Here is an 18,666-nt window from a genome sequence, read left to right on the forward strand (position 1 = left end):
TCATATCATGCAGATTGCAAGCAGGTTAATGGTAAAACTTGATAAAAGAACGTACGTTCGGTATAATGGTGTTATCCTGAATGAGCGAGAGGCAGATATGGACGACAAATTTATTAAAGAATTACGCGAGATTAGTCGGGATGATAGACGAAGATCCGAATTCATGATTCAAGGCATGAAAGAGACACTGGAAGAAAGAAAGCAGCAGAACATACTTAAGCGCTGGATTCGGCGCAAGAAAGCAGAGAAGAAAATCTCACAAAGATTCAATCCGAATATCCATTCGGATCAAAAGTAAGACATAAAAAAGGAGGCAACGCGTGCCTCCCTTACGTTTACATATGAGCATTGATCTAGTAATTAGGAATTGTATTTTAATTGGACACTTACTTTCTATAGAACTTGATTTCATCTGAGAGCTGCTGCATCAAGGCAAAATGGCAAAGGATCTAACCGGGAATCCGGAAGCCTTTTCGGCCTTGGGTACAATGTTGAAGATCACTGCACCTTTTGCTGGCACCTGGTCCAGATTGGTTAACAACTCTACCTGATATGTATCCTGAGCAAGCACATAATATTCCGCGAGAAGTGCGCCATTTTTCTGATAGTCCACAGCTGAATCGGTATCGAAGGTTTCATGACCAATGGCCTTGATTTTGCGTACTTCGAACAAAAACATCAATGCACTAACCGACCAACCGGGTGCATGGCTGTTGCCTTCTGCATCCTTGTTGTCGAACTTTTCATGATTGGGCCAGCGTTTGCTCCAATCGGTACGAAGTGCCACGAAGCTGCCTTCTTCAATAACCCCATGTTCCTTTTCGAATTCAAGAATATGTTCGACATCCAGCGTAAAGTCCGGATTGCTCGCCACGGCAGCAGACTGGTCAATGACCACCAGCGGCAGCACAAGTTCCTTCAGACCTAGCTGATCCAGATAACGCGTGTCACGCACAAAATGAATCGGTGCATCCAGATGGGTGCCGTACTGGCCAGGGAATTTGAAGCTCTGAGCGAAAAAGCCTTGGTCGTGATTAAACAGCGTATCAAACTCGGCAGCATCAAAAGCAGAGAAATGCGGTGATTCTGGACCGAACGTATGGGTCAGATCAACCCACTTCTTTTCTTTTAACAGTTGAATGGCTTGGATGAGTTCGTTGGACAATTGGATCACCTCATACGCAGAATGGAATAAATTTCTACTATTATAGCTTAAACCTCCACATATGGGAATCTGCTTCTGCTTCTCCCGTCATCCATGAAACAGCCACCTTCCCAAACGGAAGATGGCCATGATTCAGACTCCTGATTTTAGTGGAATATCACTGGTCCTTAATCGTTGAAACCTATTGCGCACGAATGACCAGCTTACCGCGTGCATGATGCGATTCACTCTTTTCATGTGCCTCCCGAAGTCCCTGCTCACTTAAATCATACGTCTCGTCTATCACAGGTTTGAGTTTTCCCTCGAAGGCGAGCTTCGCCAGTTGATCCAGCTGCTCCCCTTTCGGTTCCATCATGAATACATTAGCGGTTACGCCTGCCTCCTTGGCAAGGTTATCGTCCGGTTGTTCCACGAGCGAAACCAGATGTCCGCCGGGCTTCAGCACCTTGAAGCTGTCCCGCTGAATGTCACCACCCATCGTGTCGAGCACGACATCATACCCGGAGAGAATCTCCGAGAAATCTTCTGTTTTATAATTGATAAAATGATCCACGCCCAAGGACCGAAGCAGCTCCTCATTTGACTCGCTAGCTGTGGCCGCCACTTCAGCGCCAATATATTTGGCAATCTGTATCGCATAAGTCCCCACACCGCCTGCTCCCGCGTGAATCAATACCTTTTGCCCCTTGGCGAGATGCGCATGGTCAACAAGTGCCTGCCAGGCTGTCATGCCCGCAAGCGGTATGGCTGCAGCCTCCTCAAAACTCAGATTGTCCGGAATACGGGATATGATATCTGCATCTACCGCCACATATTCTGCATAGGTTCCGAAGCTTCGCGGACGGGCAAATACTCGGTCACCCTCCCTGAACTGTGTAACATTGGATCCTACCTCTGCCACAATACCCGCAGCATCCCCGCCCAAGATTAAAGGGAATGAGTCAGCCGCTTCTTCCATATGTCCTTGTCTGACTTTGAAGTCGACCGGGTTCACCGAGGTTGCATGAATCTGGATGATCACCTGATTGATTCCACATGTCGGTTTGGGTATTTCCTGTTCCTTCAATTGTTCCGCTCCACCAAACTTATCAATAACAATAGCTTTCATACCAAATCCCTGCCTTTCGATTGGATTATCGCGTGCTCTCCTTCTTCATTACCCTTTGCAGCCATTCACTTGACCTTGAATCATCAATCGCTCGCCGTCCTCGTTCCATCAAAAACCAGCCACCGAGCATGCTATAATAGGAACATTCTCATTCTTCATGAACTAACGGACAAGCGAGGGAAAACAAAATGGATATTGAGGTAATCACATTACATGCATTTTCGGATATCACTGAGGGAGGTAACCCCGCTGGGGTCGTTCTGCAGGCAGAGCATTTGTCCGCGTCGCAGATGCAGGAGATTGCCAGACAAGTCGGATTCTCCGAAACGGCATTTGTCATGCCTTCAAATTTAGCTGATTACAACATACGTTACTTTACTCCAAATCATGAAGTTGACCTATGTGGACATGCAACAGTGGCCCTCTTCTATCTCATGAAGGCAGAGCAGATGGTTGACGTGGGCAAGTATACACTTGATACACTTGCTGGAATTCTCGAAGTAACCGTCGAGGAAGGTGGTGACGTCTATCTGTCCCAGACACTTCCGCAGTTTGGAGAGCTGGTTAACCGGCAGGACATCGCGGACTCTCTGCAGATTCCGCTGCAGGACCTACACCCTGATTTGCCTGTACAGATCGTATCTACCGGGCTGCGCGACATCTTAATTCCGGTTAGGCATCCTGTTGTCTTGACAACCATTAATCCTAACCTTCAGCAAATCTCCGACATCAGCAAAGCACATCAAGTGGTGGGTTATCATGTGTTCGCACTCGAAACGCAGGATAATGCAGCCCTCGCCGAATGTCGGAACTTTGCCCCGCTGTACAACATACCGGAAGAGAGCGCCACAGGTACATCCAATGGGGCATTGCTGTGTTACCTGCATAAGTATCAACAACTCCGAGCTCCCCATGATCAGACATATATGATCAAACAAGGGTACACGATGAACCGTCCTTCCAGGATTCTAGGCAGAATAACGCTTAGTCCTTCCAACGAGATCACTCAAGTTCAGATCGGCGGTGTCTCCGTGCATATCGAGAATATTCAAATTCATCTCCCTTAGGCAAAAAATATCCCACATTGCCCGCCTACTCACTTACGGTACTTGGTAGCATAGGAATCCAAAAAAAAGCGTCACACCCGAGAGATGAAGTCTCTCCATGGTGTGACGCTGCTACCAAAATCCAATCTAACCTGTCTCTTTCCTTCGTAATCGATTTCTCAGACGCTCATACTGCCCATAGATCCACGGCGCTTCCTTCGTCAAGATCGGGCCCAGTACCGCCAGAATCAGCACGTACAGCACAGCAAAGGACTGGATTGAAACCATCAGTCCTCCGGCCTTGCCAATGTTCGCCATAATGATGGAGAACTCTCCTCGGGAAACCAGCGTGAATCCTACTTTGAGTGAAGCCTTTGGCGTCATTCCAGACATTCTGCCTGCAATCATTCCTGCGCCATAATTGCTCGCAATCGTTAAAATGACCGCAATGATCGTCATCCCGACAGCTCCCCCAAGGGAGGAGGGTTCAATGGTCAGTCCAAAGCTAAAAAAGAAGATCGCACCAAAAAAGTCCTTGAACGGCATGACCTGATGCTCAATCCGGTTCGCATGTCTCGATTCACCGAGTACCAGCCCCATCATTAATGCACCGATCGCCTCGGCAACATGCAATGTTTCCGAGAAACCAGCAACCAAAAAAAGCAACGTCATCACGGTAAGCAGAAACAGTTCGGATGACTTGATATTCAGCGCCTTGTCAATATACTTGATGCTCTTCCGGCCAATGATCAGAAACAGCACAATAAACAGCATCGCAGACAAGGATACCAGCAGTACACTGAGGAACGAGGTCGCCCCGCTGAGAACGAGGCCAGTCAGGATCGAAATATGAATGGCAATGAACAGATCGTCAAACATGATCATGCCCATAATAATCTCCGTTTCAGGATTCGCCGTGCGCTTCAGATCAACGAGTACTTTGGCTACAATCGCTGTTGAAGAGCTGGTCATGATGCCGCACACCACCAGCGTTTCTTTTAACGGCAGTTCCATGAACCAACCCAGCAGCAGACCGGAAGCAAAATTAAGCCCTACATAGAACATGCCTCCGGTCAATATGGCTTTGCCCGATTTCATCAATCGGGAGACCGAAAATTCAAGTCCAAGATAAAATAAAAGAAACAAAATGCCAAGCCTGCCCATAAATTCAATAAATGCCGAGCTTTCGATGAAACGCAAATCCACAATACCAATCTGTGGTGCATGCGGTCCAACCGCCATTCCGATCAGAATGTAGAACGGAATGACCGAAAATCGTAATCGTGCAGATATTAGCCCCGTAAGTGTAATCAGCGCAACAGCAATTCCCACTTCGAATATGAGCATATCCATAGGCTACAACCGTCCATCGGATAACAACTGTTTTAATTGCCTGATCTGATCCCGCTCTCCTGCAACGACAATGGTAGCTCCAGAGGTAAATGCGTATTCTGGCCCCGGATTAAACTGTTTTCCCCTGTTCTTCTCCACCACCGCAAGAATGACAGCCCCCGTCGCTTGGCGGATATCCAGTTCCCCAATCGTTCTTCCAATGCTTCGTGAATGAGGTTCGATTCGCAACCATTCAATCAGTAAGCCCTCAAGCATGACTTCCCGTTCATCCTGGAACTTGGGCTTATAGGTCATGCCTCCCACGATGGCGGCGACTGCCCGAGCTTCCTCGTCATCCAAGGTTACAAGGGACACCATATCCCCCACTTCTTCAGGCGTGTCTCCGGATTCCATGTGAAACAGATCGCGCCGCTCATCATTATGAATCACGATAATCAAATGCTCCCCGCTACGGGTATGCAGCCAATACTTGCGTCCAATTCCCGGTAAATCCGTCTCTTTAAAGTGCATGATCCACACCTCCTGAAGATACCGGATTCAAGGATGCACGACTCCAAGTGATTTCCGTAATACGCACCCTCATGGAACCAGCCGGGATCGTAACGGATCTCGTTTCCCCTTTGCTGCTAAGCAGCAATTGACGTCCTACAGGCGAGAGAAAGGAGATGCGTCCTGCATCCGGATCTGCCTCGTCAGGCATGACAATCTTGAATTCATCCGACGTATGGAAATCAATGTAGTCAAATCGGATCTCGCTCCCAATAAGTACGACGGAATGGAGAAGCTCATCCGGGCCGAGCAGCAGCTTCTGGACATGTCCGGTGTAAGTAGACAATAATTTCTCCATCTGTACCCGTTCAGGTTCACGCACGTCAAAATAGGCGTCGAGAAATGTCCTTTTCTCTTCACCCAATGTAATCAGCTGTTTCACCAATATTTCTCTGCAAGGTTGAAGGTTAGACCTATGGTTCATAATAGATCTCACCTCCTATACAAGCTTTGTTCTCCACATCAATTCGCATGTTGCTGTTCATCATCCTGTTTTCCTCCTTCGGTTAGATAAAAGCCCCGGAAACCGGGGCCTTCTTACCATCTTACCAAAACTAATTTTTTAATCCAGTCTATTCAGCTAACTTCCCGTTTAAAATTAGGCATTAGCTATATTATCCAATTATTAGAATTCAATCTTTACACCGTATGATAGATCCATAGAACATTTTAATAACGTCATAAAAAACATTTTATGGGTTTTCATCTCGTATTTTTATTTTCTTTCCTGTATATTTAACTACAAACTTTTATGCAATTTATGCAAATAGCCAACCAAAGACTTTAACACAATAAAGGAGTGCATCGAAAAAGTGTCCACTATTACTCAAGAATCAACTCAAGTCACTGCTGCAGAATATGTTCATTCCGTCTATGAATCGGTTATCGCCAGAAATCCGCAAGAACATGAATTCCATCAGGCTGTAAAAGAGATTCTGGACTCACTCATTCCTGTGATTGAAGCACACCCGAAATACATGAATAACAGCTTGCTCGAACAGCTGGTTGAACCTGAACGTGTCATTACGTTCCGCGTACCTTGGGTCGATGACCAAGGCAAGGTTCAAGTGAACCGCGGATTCCGCGTACAGTTCAACAGTGCCATCGGTCCTTACAAAGGCGGACTACGCTTCCACCCTTCCGTTTATTCCGGAATCGTGAAGTTCCTGGGCTTCGAACAGATTTTCAAAAACGCACTGACTGGACTGCCGATCGGCGGCGGTAAAGGCGGTTCCGACTTCGATCCCAAAGGAAAATCCGATCTGGAAGTGATGCGTTTCACGCAAAGCTTCATGACAGAGCTGTATAAATATATCGGCTCTGATACAGATGTACCTGCAGGCGATATTGGTGTAGGCGCGAGGGAAATCGGTTACATGTTCGGACAGTACAAACGCATTAGCAGCGGGCATGATGCAGCGGTATTAACGGGTAAAGGTCTGCTGTATGGCGGAAGCCTTGCACGCAAGGAGGCCACTGGATTCGGTTGTGTGTACTTCGTAAACGAGATGCTGAAATCGAAAGGCTTGAGCTTCCAGGACAGCACAGTGGTTGTTTCCGGTTCAGGCAATGTTTCCATCTACGCCATCCAAAAGGCTCAGGAGCTTGGTGCCAAGGTCGTGGCTTGCAGTGACTCGGGAGGATACATATATGATGCAGAAGGAATTAACCTGGATACCGTAAAACGATTGAAAGAAGTGGATCGTCTGCGGATCAGCGAATACGTCAAAGAGCATCCTCACGCAGTGTATACCGAGGGCTGTGCAGGCATCTGGTCCATCCCGTGCGATATCGCGCTGCCTTGCGCAACGCAAAATGAGATTGATGAACAGTCTGCTGAGCTGCTCGTGCAAGGCGGCGTCAAAGCCATCGGTGAAGGAGCTAATATGCCTTCCACGCTTGCCGCAATCGAGCTCTTCCTGAAAGAGGGCGTTCTGTTCGGCCCGGCGAAAGCAGCCAATGCTGGTGGGGTTGCAGTGTCCGCTCTTGAAATGTCTCAGAACAGCATGCGCCTGTCCTGGTCATTTGAAGAAGTGGACGCGAAGCTGCATGAGATCATGCGGAACATCTACAGCAGCTGTGTAGAGGCAGCGGATCAATATGGCTGTACTGGAAACCTTGTGGCAGGTGCCAACATTGCAGGCTTCCTGAAGGTAGCCGATGCCATGCTCGCTCAAGGCGTAGTCTAAGTTTTAAGCCATATGACTGTTTCACTCGAAGTGCGTGTACATCATAATTAATCTTAACTTTATTGATGAAGGACAGTTCTCCCTGAGGAGAGCTGTCTTTTTTTCATCTTTAGAATGAAGGGAGCCACGCCAAGCTTCCACAGGTTGAGACGGTCAACGGGTCGCTGTCCTTCGCTGTCCTCTCTCACGCAAAAAAGCCGCCAAAATGGCGGCTATTACAGTCCATGTGATTTATGAACGAACAGTTTTCAACGCACCGCTCCAGGATAACACTTGGTCCAACATTCCGTTGAGATTGGTCAAGTGCAGATCAGCTGGTTTGAAGGTTCCGTTATCAAAATCGGTGAATAAAGAAAGCGCCGGGTGAACACGAACATCCGCAACCGACAGTTCTCCGAGAATACCGCGCAGGTGTTCTGCCGCACGTGCACCGCCTACCGAGCCATAGCTAACAATTCCTGCAGCTTTATCGTTCCAGGCTTCACGAGCATAATCCAGTGCATTTTTCAGTGATGCAGAGATGCTGTGATTATATTCCTGTACGATAAATACGAATCCATCGAGGCTCGCCAGCTTGGTGTTCCAGGCTGTAGCCTGTTCTGTTGCATCAGCTTCGCCCAATAGCGGCAGCTTATAGTCGGCAATATCCACGATTTCATAGTTGGCATCACCGCGTGAATCAGCGATCTGTTTCACCCATTCTCCTACTTGCGGACTCAACCGACCTTCACGTGTGCTCCCAAGAATAATCCCAATATTTAATTTCGACATCTTTGTTTCCTCCTCTTGTGTGTTGTTGTTACTTTTACCGAATAACTTATCCATAAATCCCATATCTACACCATCCTGCATCCGTTTAATTGTTCAGCTTAGTATTGATAATAAGTTATATGATTAAATTTGTCAAGTAACTTACATAAAGTTTGTAGATGTTTTTTTACCTCTAATTATCATATCAATGTTGATTCCTATTTATTCTGCAATTCTGCCCTCCTATATGAAACCAATAGGAATTGATCATATTTCAGTGTAATGGTAAAGTGATATTAGCACTGAATATCCAGTTTTTTTCATTGATTAAAGGAAGTGTACACATTGTCTAATCTATCCCACGGCAGTACGATGAGCCCTCATTTATACACGGACTGTGAGCAATGTTTCGGGCTGTGCTGCGTTGCCTTGCCTTATGGCAAGTCATCTGACTTTGCTTTTGACAAAGCCAGCGGTACCCCCTGTTCCAATCTGCGCTCAGACAATCGCTGCGGCATCCATACGCAGCTCCGGCAAAAGGGCTTCAAGGGCTGCACCGTCTATGATTGCTTTGGTGCAGGTCAGAAGCTGTCCCAAGTAACCTATGCAGGCAAGGATTGGCGGGATCATCCGGAATCGGCTGCCGAAATGTTCGACTGCCTGCCTGTCATGAGACAACTGCATGAACTGCTCAGTTATATGAACGAAATGCTCTTACGGCCGGAAACCTCCTCTCTTCACGATGCCATCCGCAGCGTATACCAGGAGACGGAACGCCTAACTGGTCTGGAGCCTTCCGCGATTCTGCGTCTGGATATTCCCTCTCAGCGGGCGATCGTGAACGATCTTCTGGTGCAGGGGAGTGAACTGGTACGTGCGCATGCGCCATCCAGCAGCCATGAACAAGGGAACTCCAAGCGCAAGAAACTGAAAGGAAGAGACTTCCTGGGAGCCAATCTGAGAGGAGCGGACCTCCGGGGAGCAAGCTTTCGGGGCGCCTTAATGATTGCTTGTGACCTGCGCAATGCCGACTTAAGACATGCTGATCTGATCGGTGCCGACTTGCGTGATGCGGATCTGGGCGGAGCAGATCTGACCGGGAGCATTTTTCTGACACAATCCCAGCTGAATGCAGCCAGAGGCAATTCCCGTACCAAACTGCCAGCTCATCTCAACTTGCCTGAGCACTGGTTGTAACATTATCCTGCTGCTATATAAGAGCTCTAACACAAACAGCCCGTCCCTCATGATGAAGGACAGGCTGTTTCTATTTATTGCGATGAATGAATCATTATATTTCAAACATTACAGAAGATCGCGGCGAAGTTCCTCAGCGGATTTCGGGGACAAGTGACCAAGTGGGATATCAAATACTGTTTTGGCACCTTTATGTCCTTCCAAGCTCAAACGCTGTGCAGCCCGTGCATAAGCGACCAGTACACTAGCGGTGAATTCAGGGTTGCTATCGAGTTTCAGACCAAATTCCACAATTTGCTTTTGGCCTGTACCGGTAACACCACTACGAATAACAAATCCACCGTGCGGCATACCTTCATGTTCCGATTTAAGCTGCTCTTCAGTAATGAACGTTACCGTTGTATCGTAATCTGCAAAATAGTTCGACATGGATACAATGGTTTCACGAATTTCATCCTGGTTCGCACCTTCTTCAGCCACGACATAGCATTGACGCAGGTGTTTCTCGCGTGTGGACAATTCAGGTGTCTCTCCTGCACGAATCCGGTTGATCACTTCTTCAACAGGTACAGTGTACTGAACACCAGCCTTAACCCCTGGAACACGACGAATTGCATCGGAGTGACCTTGACTGACTCCTTTGCCCCAGAATGTATACTCTTTACCTTCTGGCAGGATGGATTGTGCAAGCAGGCGATTCATGGAGAACAAGCCTGGGTCCCAGCCTGTAGAGATCACGCTTACGTGACCGCCTTGCTCTGCCGCTGCATGAACTTCCGCATAGAATTCAGGAATTTTGGCATGTGTATCGAAACTGTCCACTGTATTGAACAACTTGGCAATGGCAGGTGTCTGCTCTGGAAGATCCGTTGCCGAACCGCCGCACAGAATCATGACATCGATTTTACCTATGTACTGCTCAGCAGCAGAGATGTGTTCAAAACGTACTTCTGTACCTTCTGCAACCATCTGCTCCGGGTTACGCCGTGTAAATACGGCAACGAGTTCCAAGTCCGGGTTTTGCACAATAGCTTTCTCTACACCTTTACCCAGATTTCCGTAACCTACGATACCAACTTTAATCATGTTCGATCCTCTCCTGTCTTCTTCTATAGTTGTCTACTACTCTAGTATAAACATATAACATACCATGTAACTTGTTAGGTTTCCAGTCGAAATCAAAAATACTTTGCACTAATGCAGCATCAGGCTGCTTTCATGCAAAGTATCCGCCATTCATTCCTATCATGGACCTAGAAAAATAATCGAAACACATGAATGATGTAATCCGACTGTTCGGTAAAATGTGCTACAGATGCTGCATCTACTCTGGCTGTGAAGCACAAGAAAGATAGGGTTAGTATCAAGAGAGAGAGTACACTGCTTGCCAGGAGCAAGGATGCGAATTTGGTGACGACCCTTACTTTTCTCATCCATTCTGCCTCCTGTTCGTTGTTTGTTTCGGAAATGATATGTTTCATTGGTGATCTGTGGATTCAGCCATGTTCAAAATGGCCCCCGCAACGGCGTCCGGTTGACTGTTATGAATGTAATGTTTGGCGTGAGGAACAATCTGCTGTCTCCCCTGTACGGACCATGAGGCAAACTTAGCTTGATCTGCCTGCCATGCCCGGCCTCCCTCACTTGATTGATCTGATCCGGCCGTAAGAATGGTTAGAGGAAAGGAAAATGGCTGTTTGTTCTCCAACACACGGGCTGCGTTCATCTTGGAACGATGAAGCTCATCCATCACGTTGTCGTTGTATGCATGCTTCAGCGTCGAACTGGTAGCGGCCTTTTTCATCGGTTCCGCCACCAGGTCCGGGTCAATAACCAGCGTTGCCATCATCCGATCCGAATGCAGCAATGTACGTGCAATGCCTGTTTTCACCAGAAACCTTGCTGAATCGAAATACCAGTCTGGCGCATCCATCTCCACCGTGCTGTAATATTCAGGACTGCCCCCATCGATCATAACGATACCTGCCACTTCATCCGGGTACATTTGAGCATATCGAATGGTCTCCAGAGAACCCAGGGAGTGACCCACCATGATGTACGGTGGTCGCTGACCGGATTTGCGCAGCAATTGATGAACTTCATCTACAACATTATCGATGTCACGCGGCTGCTCTGTATAGTCGCTGTATCCATATCCGAATCGGTCATACACGGCAATTTTCACACGGGATTTCAGCTTGTCATACAGCGGACTGAAATCCACGTAGGGATTGGGTGTTCCCCAGCCTGATGCGAGTACAACGGTCACGGATCCCTTTCCCGCCGAGTAGAGGTGCATATTATGTCCACTTACCTCATACAGCCTGCCAGGCGGGGTATATGACTTCATATCCTGTGCTGACTGATAAGCTTCGTAAGCCGTACCTGTAAGCAACAGCAGACCTGTCGTCAGCATCAGGCCACCTAAAACTTTCACCACTCTCCGCAAACCCTTGTTCATCGCTTCTCTACCCCTTACACACTAATCTCATCTTCGTCTATGCCTTGCATAACGTTCCTATATGTATTCTTTAATCCTACCCAAGATCCGTTGTAACCGGAACAATCCGGGGTCCAGTTGCTTCCCCCAACCAAAGTCCAGTTCATGCCCTACCCTGGGGGCTGAGAAGGGACTGTCCAGAATTTTATTAGAGGTCAAAAATGGCCCAGTTCACACCAAAAAACCGCAAATCCCCGATGAATTATCGGGAACCTGCGGTTGTCCTCATCTTATTATGAAGTTCAGCCTCTTCTGCGCATGCTATAGTTGTAACGTCAGTCCGACTGGACAGTGGTCACTGCCCATCACATGACAGTCGATGTTTGCATCTTCAACCCGTGGTGCCAATTGATTGGACACGAGAAAATAATCAATACGCCAGCCCACATTCCGCTCCCGTACCTTCGGCATATAAGACCACCAGCTATATACGTCCGTGCGATCTGGATACAAATGCCGGAAGCTATCCACATATCCCGCCGCCAGCAGTTCGGTCATTTTCCCCCGCTCTTCCAGCGTAAATCCGGAGTTGCCCATATTGGGCTTCGGATTCTTGAGGTCAATCTCCTGATGAGCCACATTCAGGTCACCACAGACAATGACCGGCTTGGTCTGCTCTAGCTGCACGATATATTTCAGGAAACGATCCTCCCACTCCAGTCGATATGGAAGACGGGTCAGATCACGCTTCGCATTGGGAGTATATACATTCACCAGGTAAAAGCCGTCAAACTCCAGTGTAATCATCCGGCCTTCCGGTTCACTGTCTTCCTCCATCCCGTAGCGGACGGATAACGGCTTGATCCGGGTAAATACGGCGGTACCGGAATATCCTTTTTTGATGGCATAGTTCCAGTATTGGTACACATCTTCCCCGAGGTCCATCTCAATCTGCCCTGCCTGCAGTTTGGTCTCCTGCACACAAAAAATATCAGCTTGGCTTTCCTTATAATAATCCATGAATCCTTTGGTAACACATGCCCTTAAACCATTCACATTCCAGGACACCAGCTTCATATCCTCATCTCCTCACATCTCCCCAATATAGCATGGGCGAATTCATAAGGACAAGGCTATCGGCCTGGAAATGGGACGAGAGCTGCTCAGAGTCAGTTCCGTCTAGGTGAACAGCCACTCAAGCGCTTCGGGAAAATGTTTGGCAAAGAACAGCAGGTCATGTGTTCCTCCCTCTTCCTCCACGTAGTTCAATCGATCAGCGGGATATCCCTTTGCCAGAATTGCCCTGACCGCTGCACGCGTATAGTCCAGCATATGCGCCTGAATATTTTGTTTGTAGAACCCCTCCAGGCTGCCCACATACATGTACAGCTTCAGCTCACTTCGATCAGACCAGGATTGCCCGGTCATGTAATCCAAAAAGCCTTCGTACCACATCGATGCAGACAACGCCCCGACCTTGCCGAATACGTGCGGAAATTCGGTGGCTGCATACAGGGAAATCAATCCCCCGAGGGAACAACCCATGATCCCCGTATTCGCTCGATCTGCCCATGTGCGGTAGCTCGAATCCACGTGTGGTTTCAACTGCGTGATGATCGTATCCAGGTAGGTTCTGCCCTGCCCCCCAAAAGACGAAAACGAAGCCGTAAGGGCAGGCAATGGCCAAGGCGTATAATCATCGTTCCGATTATGAGGCTCAATGCCAACCAAAATCACTTCTGGCAGCCTTCCCGTTCGATAATAATGATCCAGAAGATTGCTGCCGGCCTTGGCTACTGCTCCCCCATCCTGAACATATACGACAGGATAACGACCTCCATCGGCGTAGGAGGGTGGAAGAAGAATATGAAGCGTCCAGCCGCCCACTGTCTCTTGTATCCATTTATTCATGCTAGGATTCCTCTCTTCCAATGCGAGTCCGGCCAATCACATCCGGTTTTTGAGCAGCAAAAATATAAAATACGGTACTCCGATAATGGAGATTACAATGCCTACAGGCAGCTCTGCCGGGGCAAATACGGTTTTGCCAATCAGATCACCCACGACGACCATGGCCATACCCACCAGTCCGGATATCGGAATGACCCGCTTATAATGAAGACCTACCAGTCGTCTGGCAATGTGAGGAGCTATGAGTCCAACAAATCCGATACTTCCGGATACGGCAACACAGGCGCTGACCAGTCCCACACTGCCGAGCAGCAGCACTTTTCTCTCCCGATGCACATCCACGCCGAGCCCCTGGCTGCTGGCCTCCTGCAGCTGCATCACGTCAAGTACACGGGATTTCAGCCAAAGCAGTGGAATAAGCAGCACCAGCCAGGGAATCATGGCCGTAATGAAGCGCCAGTTGGCATTATAGATGCTGCCCGTCAACCAGACGGTGGCCATCTCAAAGTCCCCAGGGTTCATCTTCAAGGAAAGATAGAGCGTGATTGCACTAAAGCCCGAACCGATCGCAATTCCGACCAGTATCAGCCGCTGTGAATCCAGCTGTCCCCGCTCCTGGGCAAACCACAGAATAAGAGTTACCGCCACTAAGCCTCCGATCAGCCCAAACAGCGGCATGGCCATAATGGACAACCAGCCGGTCCCCGATATGGAACCCTGGAACAGCAGCATAAACAGCACCATGGCCGTTCCCGCACCTGCGTTGATTCCAAGCATGCCTGGATCAGCCAGCGGGTTGCGGGCAATCCCCTGAATAACCGCCCCTGCAATGCCAAGTCCCAGCCCAAGCAGCAGAGCAATGACGATCCGCGGCAGCCTGAAATCAAAAATAACCAGATCATGTTCATGCACGGGGGCCAGCCTCAATAAGGTTTTGACTACCTCCATGACCGAGATATCGAACGTACCGTTCGTCAGACTGATGTACACTGCCGTTGCGATAATAGCCGCACATACGAATATAACGGTCCATAGTCTTCCCCGCTTCCGTTCAGGCATGTTTTCCCCCTCCTTTGGTCTTGATCAGATAGAGGAAAAATGGTACGCCAAACAATGCGGTGACAACCCCAATTGGTGTTTCAAATGGTGAATTAATGAAGCGGCTCAGAATGTCGCACCACGCAAGGAATATGCCGCCCAGAATGGCGGAACAAGGAACGACCCAGCGATAATCCACACCGAAGAAAAAACGAGTGATGTGCGGTATTAACAAACCGACAAATGCGATCTTCCCCGCCAGAGCCACGGATATTCCCGTTAAAATAACAACACTCAAAATGGATAACGCCTTGACCCATGCGGTCCGTTGTCCCAGGCTTGTCGCAACGTCATCTCCCATGGACAGAATGGTAACGGACTTCGAAAGGACCAGCGCCAGTGCCAATCCCACCACGGCAAAGGGAATAATCAGCTTGATCATGGTTGGATCCATCTGATGCAGTCTGGCGTTGTACCAGAAGCTGATGGTCTGGGAGACCTGATAGTAGGTTGCTACTGCCTGCGACACACCACCCAGAAACGTGCCAATAATCGTGCCCAGGATAGCAAGCCGCACCGGGGACATTCCGCCGGGCAGGAGCCAGGCAATGAAAAATACGAGCCCTGCTCCCAGAGCAGATCCTGCCAGGGAATAAAAAATAAGCCCAAGGGAAGACGTATTCGGCATAAATACCATGCATAGCGTGATTATAACGACCGACCCGTCGGATACTCCCATAATGGAAGGGGAGGCAAGATAGTTTCTTGTCATCCCCTGCATGAGAGCCCCGGATACGGCCAAAAAAGCGCCGATCAGCAGCGCACCAATCACGCGAGGAAGCCGTGAAGACACAATGATCTGATGATCGATGCTGTTCGTGTCAAATTCAAAGATACTTGCAAAGACCGTGGAAACATCAATATTTTTGGCTCCATACAGAATGGATGCCAGAATGGTGGCTGCAATAATCAGGGGTGCTGCTGCGAACAGCACCGCCGGATTCAATCTTCTTTTTTGCATGGATTATACACGCCTTGCTCTAATTATTTGGTTAGCTGCTCCACAGCGGCCTCCAGGAAATGAATTCGGCTCCACGCCGGGCCTCCTTCGGCAAGCGGATCAATTACGTTAACAAACGCCTGATTATTTTGCAGGGCTGTCGTCTTCTGCAGAATCGGATTATTCTTCAGATCTTCAAGCGCATTCGGCGTGTCTGCATTCTCTGTTGCTTCGAATTGAATAAACACCACATCCGGATTCATCTCGGCAAATTTCTCCACGGAGATCGCTTCCTGTGCTTTGGCTGCCTGAATCTCGGCAGGGACCTGGAATCCAAGGTCATTGTACAGAATCGGGTTCACGAAGACCGACTCGGGATATACATACATCTGTCCATTACGAATACGGACCGCCACAACCTTTTTGTTCTCAAGTGTGTCACCGAGCTCTGCCTGAGCCGTTGTCAGGGCTGCTCTGTATTGTTCAATCTCCTGTTTGGCCAGATCCTGCTTGCCTGTCAACTCAGCGAGCAGATTGAGATTCGCCTCCCAGTTCGTGGAAATGTGAGATACCTGAATAAACGGGGCGATTTTGCCGAGCTGCTCAGCCACTTCAGGCTTGAATTTGGTGGTGCCCAGAATAATATCCGGTTTCAATGACAATATGGTTTCGAAGTTTGGCTCAATCTTCTGTCCAATGGACTCTGCTTGATCAGTAATCGAGGTATACATCTCCGGGAACTCCCCGCCAAAGGTAATTGCACCTACAGGGTGTACATCCAGTACCAGTGCATCTTCCATGGCTTCCATCGAACCGGTGATTACAATTCGTTGAACATCCGTTGGAACCGTGTATTCCTGATCCAGATACTGAATGGTTCGTGTGCCTTCTGCTCCTTGGCTCGTGTCCGTTTCACTACTCGCTGCCGTACTTTCGGCCTGCGCTGAATTTTCCGTTCCTCCTGCTGTATCTTCCTGATTACCGCATGCCGCCAGAACAGTCAGCATACAGATCATTGCCAGCAGCAACCCCAGTTTTTTCTTCATCTCTAGTGATCCCCCTTCAATAGTTCCATCCTCTAATTGAGAATAATAATCATTATTGAATGATAAACAAGAATGACAAACAGGACCATGGACTCTGTCCTGAATCCCTATGGATTATTTACCGAAGCAGATTCATCATGTCATCCACCATTCGTTCATTGGATACAGGGGAATTTTCAAGCCAAGGGTCGGCCGTAATGATATACAGACGGTTATTCTGCACCGCCTTGATGTTTTGCCATAGAGATGTTTTCTGCACATCCTCCCATACGGATAATGTTTCACTCTCCTGACACACCATCAGGAAAATGCAATCCACCTTCATGGCGCTTAATTGTTCCAGGCTAATGGGTTCGTTGTATACCGCGCCCTGTGGACTCGAATAGGCGGGTCTAACGCCCAAATCACCATAGAAAACCTCCGCCATGGAAGGCGAGCTGTACCGGGTGAACTGCTGTTTCAGCAGACGTACAACTACAGCTGTGTCATTACCGAGTTCCTGCTGCACCAGCACCTTAGCCTTCTGGACCTTGAGGTCATAGCTTGCCAGCCAGGCTTCGGCATCCTGCTTCCCCCCCACCTGTGCGGCCAGCATCTGCAGCTGTACGCGCCAAGAATGCTCCGAAGCTGCAATATACTGCACAGGCGCAATCTCTTCTAGCCGCTTCCTCTCTTCAGGCCGCAAATGGTCATAACTGATAATCAATTCGGGTTGATGCTCCTGCAGAGCCTGAATTTTGGATTCCCATTCCACGTCCAGACGATAGGCACTAAGATGCACCGGGATGTCCTTTCCGAATATGCGATAGTAATAGGCCGTCCATTTGGGGTGTAGCGGGGCAGCATACGGAGTCATGTTCAGCGCCAGCAAATGTCCCGTGACCCCAATATGATAGGCTGCAATTTTACGGCGGCGGCTGTTCATATATACCGAAGGGGATACGCCTACGATTTTTTTGAATTTGCGACTAAAGTAAAACTCATCCTGATACCCGACCTGATGGGCGATGTCACGCAGACGCAGATCCGTGCTGGCCATGAATTGCTTCGCCCGGTTGATCCGGAGTCCTGATATGTAGTCAGTGGTACTCATTCCATATCTTCGTTTGAACAAGTCCACATAATATTTCGGGCTGAGTCCAGCCATGCCTGCGAGAAGTTCCACCGTCAGATTCTCATTGGAATGTTCATCAATGTATTCTTTGGTACGCTGAATCAACATTTGCGAGTCTTCCTTGAGTGGTGTGTGAGCCTCTGTAACGTGAACCAGGAACTGCAGGAATTCCAGATAAGCATGGTAACGGCCCATCGGCTTGCCGCTGTGCCAGAAGGTATTCATTTCTTCACAACGGAAAGCAAGCTGCAGGGTGGAAGCGACAGCCAGTTCCCTACCAGATCGAAACAAAGGTGTGTCTTTAATGAGACGCAGTGAACTTGTGTCTTCTTGGTCTTCCTCATACAGATCGAAGCGGACCAGCGTTACTTCTGCGCCTTCTTCTCCAAAAGATGCCAAGCCAAACGTCGATTCAGGCACACATGAATATACGCCTTGTGCCCTTATGTTCACAGAACGGTGATCCAGGGTTAATAGAGCTTCACCACCTGTAACCATGACCAATATATAAGAGGATGTATGCTGCTGGGGCAGCACCCAACCTGTTGTGGATTTGATTTTCTCAATATCTCGTATTTTCAAAGTCAGACGATCGAGCGGATGTTCGGAACCCACCAGGCGATCCTTGTGAAAGTTTTGGGAAATCATCTATTTTCCTGCCTCCATTTGATAATCATTCTCATTTACTCGTTCTAGTATATCAAATTTACGCAGGATGTCGCACGACCTTCTCAGGATCGACACATTAGAAAAAGAAATG

At 48.5% G+C, this 18,666-nt stretch carries 19 protein-coding genes; 4 read left to right on the plus strand and 15 right to left on the minus strand.

The window, feature by feature from the left end; genetic code table 11:
* The first annotated feature begins 28 nt into the window (after window positions 1–28).
* Window positions 29–298, plus strand: coding sequence for a hypothetical protein (locus tag MHB82_RS22700; RefSeq protein ID WP_341175900.1), 270 nt, complete (start codon window positions 29–31; stop codon window positions 296–298).
* A 129-nt stretch (window positions 299–427) separates the two neighbouring features.
* Here MHB82_RS22700 and MHB82_RS22705 read toward each other — a convergent pair whose 3' ends face one another.
* Window positions 428–1,165, minus strand: a complete 738-nt coding sequence (locus MHB82_RS22705; RefSeq protein WP_341175901.1) for a cyclase family protein — start codon at window positions 1,163–1,165, stop codon at window positions 428–430.
* 181 nt (window positions 1,166–1,346) lie between these two features.
* Window positions 1,347–2,273 carry an NADP-dependent oxidoreductase gene (locus MHB82_RS22710; RefSeq protein WP_341175902.1) on the minus strand — a complete coding sequence of 309 codons (927 nt, stop codon included), beginning with the start codon at window positions 2,271–2,273 and terminating at the stop codon, window positions 1,347–1,349.
* 188 nt (window positions 2,274–2,461) lie between these two features.
* Between MHB82_RS22710 and MHB82_RS22715 the strand changes: the two genes are divergently transcribed.
* The gene (locus tag MHB82_RS22715) at window positions 2,462–3,340 is read left to right on the plus strand and encodes a PhzF family phenazine biosynthesis protein (protein WP_341175903.1); all 879 of its coding nucleotides are present in this window, start codon (window positions 2,462–2,464) and stop codon (window positions 3,338–3,340) included.
* 126 nt (window positions 3,341–3,466) lie between these two features.
* Here the strand turns inward: MHB82_RS22715 and MHB82_RS22720 are convergent, their stop codons facing one another.
* The 3 genes from MHB82_RS22720 to MHB82_RS22730 are packed head-to-tail and all read right to left on the minus strand — an operon-like array spanning window position 3,467 to window position 5,645.
* Window positions 3,467–4,672 (minus strand): cation:proton antiporter, encoded by a 1,206-nt coding sequence (locus tag MHB82_RS22720; RefSeq protein WP_095359650.1) that lies wholly within the window; start codon window positions 4,670–4,672, stop codon window positions 3,467–3,469.
* Between the two features lie 3 nt (window positions 4,673–4,675).
* Window positions 4,676–5,182 (minus strand): cation:proton antiporter regulatory subunit, encoded by a 507-nt coding sequence (locus MHB82_RS22725; RefSeq protein WP_341175904.1) that lies wholly within the window; start codon window positions 5,180–5,182, stop codon window positions 4,676–4,678.
* On the minus strand, window positions 5,172–5,645 hold the full coding sequence (locus tag MHB82_RS22730; RefSeq protein WP_341175905.1) for a GreA/GreB family elongation factor: 474 nt from the start codon (window positions 5,643–5,645) through the stop codon (window positions 5,172–5,174). The genes MHB82_RS22725 and MHB82_RS22730 overlap by 11 nt, the downstream gene beginning before the upstream one ends.
* Before the next feature lie 388 nt (window positions 5,646–6,033).
* Between MHB82_RS22730 and gdhA the strand changes: the two genes are divergently transcribed.
* Entirely contained in the window at window positions 6,034–7,410 is a 1,377-nt protein-coding gene (gdhA, locus tag MHB82_RS22735; RefSeq protein ID WP_095289665.1) for an NADP-specific glutamate dehydrogenase, read from the plus strand.
* A 231-nt stretch (window positions 7,411–7,641) separates the two neighbouring features.
* Here gdhA and MHB82_RS22740 read toward each other — a convergent pair whose 3' ends face one another.
* Window positions 7,642–8,181: an NADPH-dependent FMN reductase gene (locus tag MHB82_RS22740; RefSeq protein ID WP_095359839.1), complete on the minus strand. Its 540-nt coding sequence runs from the start codon at window positions 8,179–8,181 to the stop codon at window positions 7,642–7,644.
* 351 nt (window positions 8,182–8,532) lie between these two features.
* Between MHB82_RS22740 and MHB82_RS22745 the strand changes: the two genes are divergently transcribed.
* Window positions 8,533–9,357 (plus strand): pentapeptide repeat-containing protein, encoded by an 825-nt coding sequence (locus MHB82_RS22745; protein WP_341176682.1) that lies wholly within the window; start codon window positions 8,533–8,535, stop codon window positions 9,355–9,357.
* 108 nt (window positions 9,358–9,465) lie between these two features.
* Here MHB82_RS22745 and MHB82_RS22750 read toward each other — a convergent pair whose 3' ends face one another.
* The 9 genes from MHB82_RS22750 to MHB82_RS22790 all read right to left on the minus strand — a co-directional run bounded on the left by MHB82_RS22750 (window position 9,466) and on the right by MHB82_RS22790 (window position 18,554).
* A complete protein-coding gene (locus MHB82_RS22750; protein ID WP_341175906.1) occupies window positions 9,466–10,443 on the minus strand; it encodes a diaminopimelate dehydrogenase in 978 nt (325 codons plus the stop codon).
* A gap of 167 nt (window positions 10,444–10,610) precedes the next feature.
* The gene (locus tag MHB82_RS22755; protein ID WP_341175907.1) at window positions 10,611–10,790 is read right to left on the minus strand and encodes a hypothetical protein; all 180 of its coding nucleotides are present in this window, start codon (window positions 10,788–10,790) and stop codon (window positions 10,611–10,613) included.
* Window positions 10,791–10,834: 44 nt separating this feature from the next.
* Window positions 10,835–11,818 carry an alpha/beta fold hydrolase gene (locus MHB82_RS22760; RefSeq protein ID WP_341175908.1) on the minus strand — a complete coding sequence of 328 codons (984 nt, stop codon included), beginning with the start codon at window positions 11,816–11,818 and terminating at the stop codon, window positions 10,835–10,837.
* Window positions 11,819–12,118: 300 nt separating this feature from the next.
* Window positions 12,119–12,874 (minus strand): exodeoxyribonuclease III, encoded by a 756-nt coding sequence (locus tag MHB82_RS22765; RefSeq protein ID WP_095359655.1) that lies wholly within the window; start codon window positions 12,872–12,874, stop codon window positions 12,119–12,121.
* A 102-nt stretch (window positions 12,875–12,976) separates the two neighbouring features.
* A complete protein-coding gene (locus MHB82_RS22770; RefSeq protein ID WP_110821872.1) occupies window positions 12,977–13,708 on the minus strand; it encodes an alpha/beta hydrolase in 732 nt (243 codons plus the stop codon).
* Between the two features lie 36 nt (window positions 13,709–13,744).
* Window positions 13,745–14,767 (minus strand): FecCD family ABC transporter permease, encoded by a 1,023-nt coding sequence (locus tag MHB82_RS22775; RefSeq protein WP_341175909.1) that lies wholly within the window; start codon window positions 14,765–14,767, stop codon window positions 13,745–13,747.
* Window positions 14,760–15,767 (minus strand): FecCD family ABC transporter permease, encoded by a 1,008-nt coding sequence (locus tag MHB82_RS22780; RefSeq protein ID WP_341175910.1) that lies wholly within the window; start codon window positions 15,765–15,767, stop codon window positions 14,760–14,762. The genes MHB82_RS22775 and MHB82_RS22780 overlap by 8 nt, the downstream gene beginning before the upstream one ends.
* Before the next feature lie 23 nt (window positions 15,768–15,790).
* Window positions 15,791–16,792 (minus strand): ABC transporter substrate-binding protein, encoded by a 1,002-nt coding sequence (locus MHB82_RS22785; protein WP_341175911.1) that lies wholly within the window; start codon window positions 16,790–16,792, stop codon window positions 15,791–15,793.
* Window positions 16,793–16,910: 118 nt separating this feature from the next.
* Window positions 16,911–18,554 carry an AraC family transcriptional regulator gene (locus MHB82_RS22790; RefSeq protein ID WP_110821868.1) on the minus strand — a complete coding sequence of 548 codons (1,644 nt, stop codon included), beginning with the start codon at window positions 18,552–18,554 and terminating at the stop codon, window positions 16,911–16,913.
* Window positions 18,555–18,666: the final 112 nt, after the last annotated feature.

This window comes from Paenibacillus sp. FSL K6-2862 (assembly GCF_038005125.1).
GTDB classification, from domain to species: domain Bacteria; phylum Bacillota; class Bacilli; order Paenibacillales; family Paenibacillaceae; genus Paenibacillus; species Paenibacillus illinoisensis_A.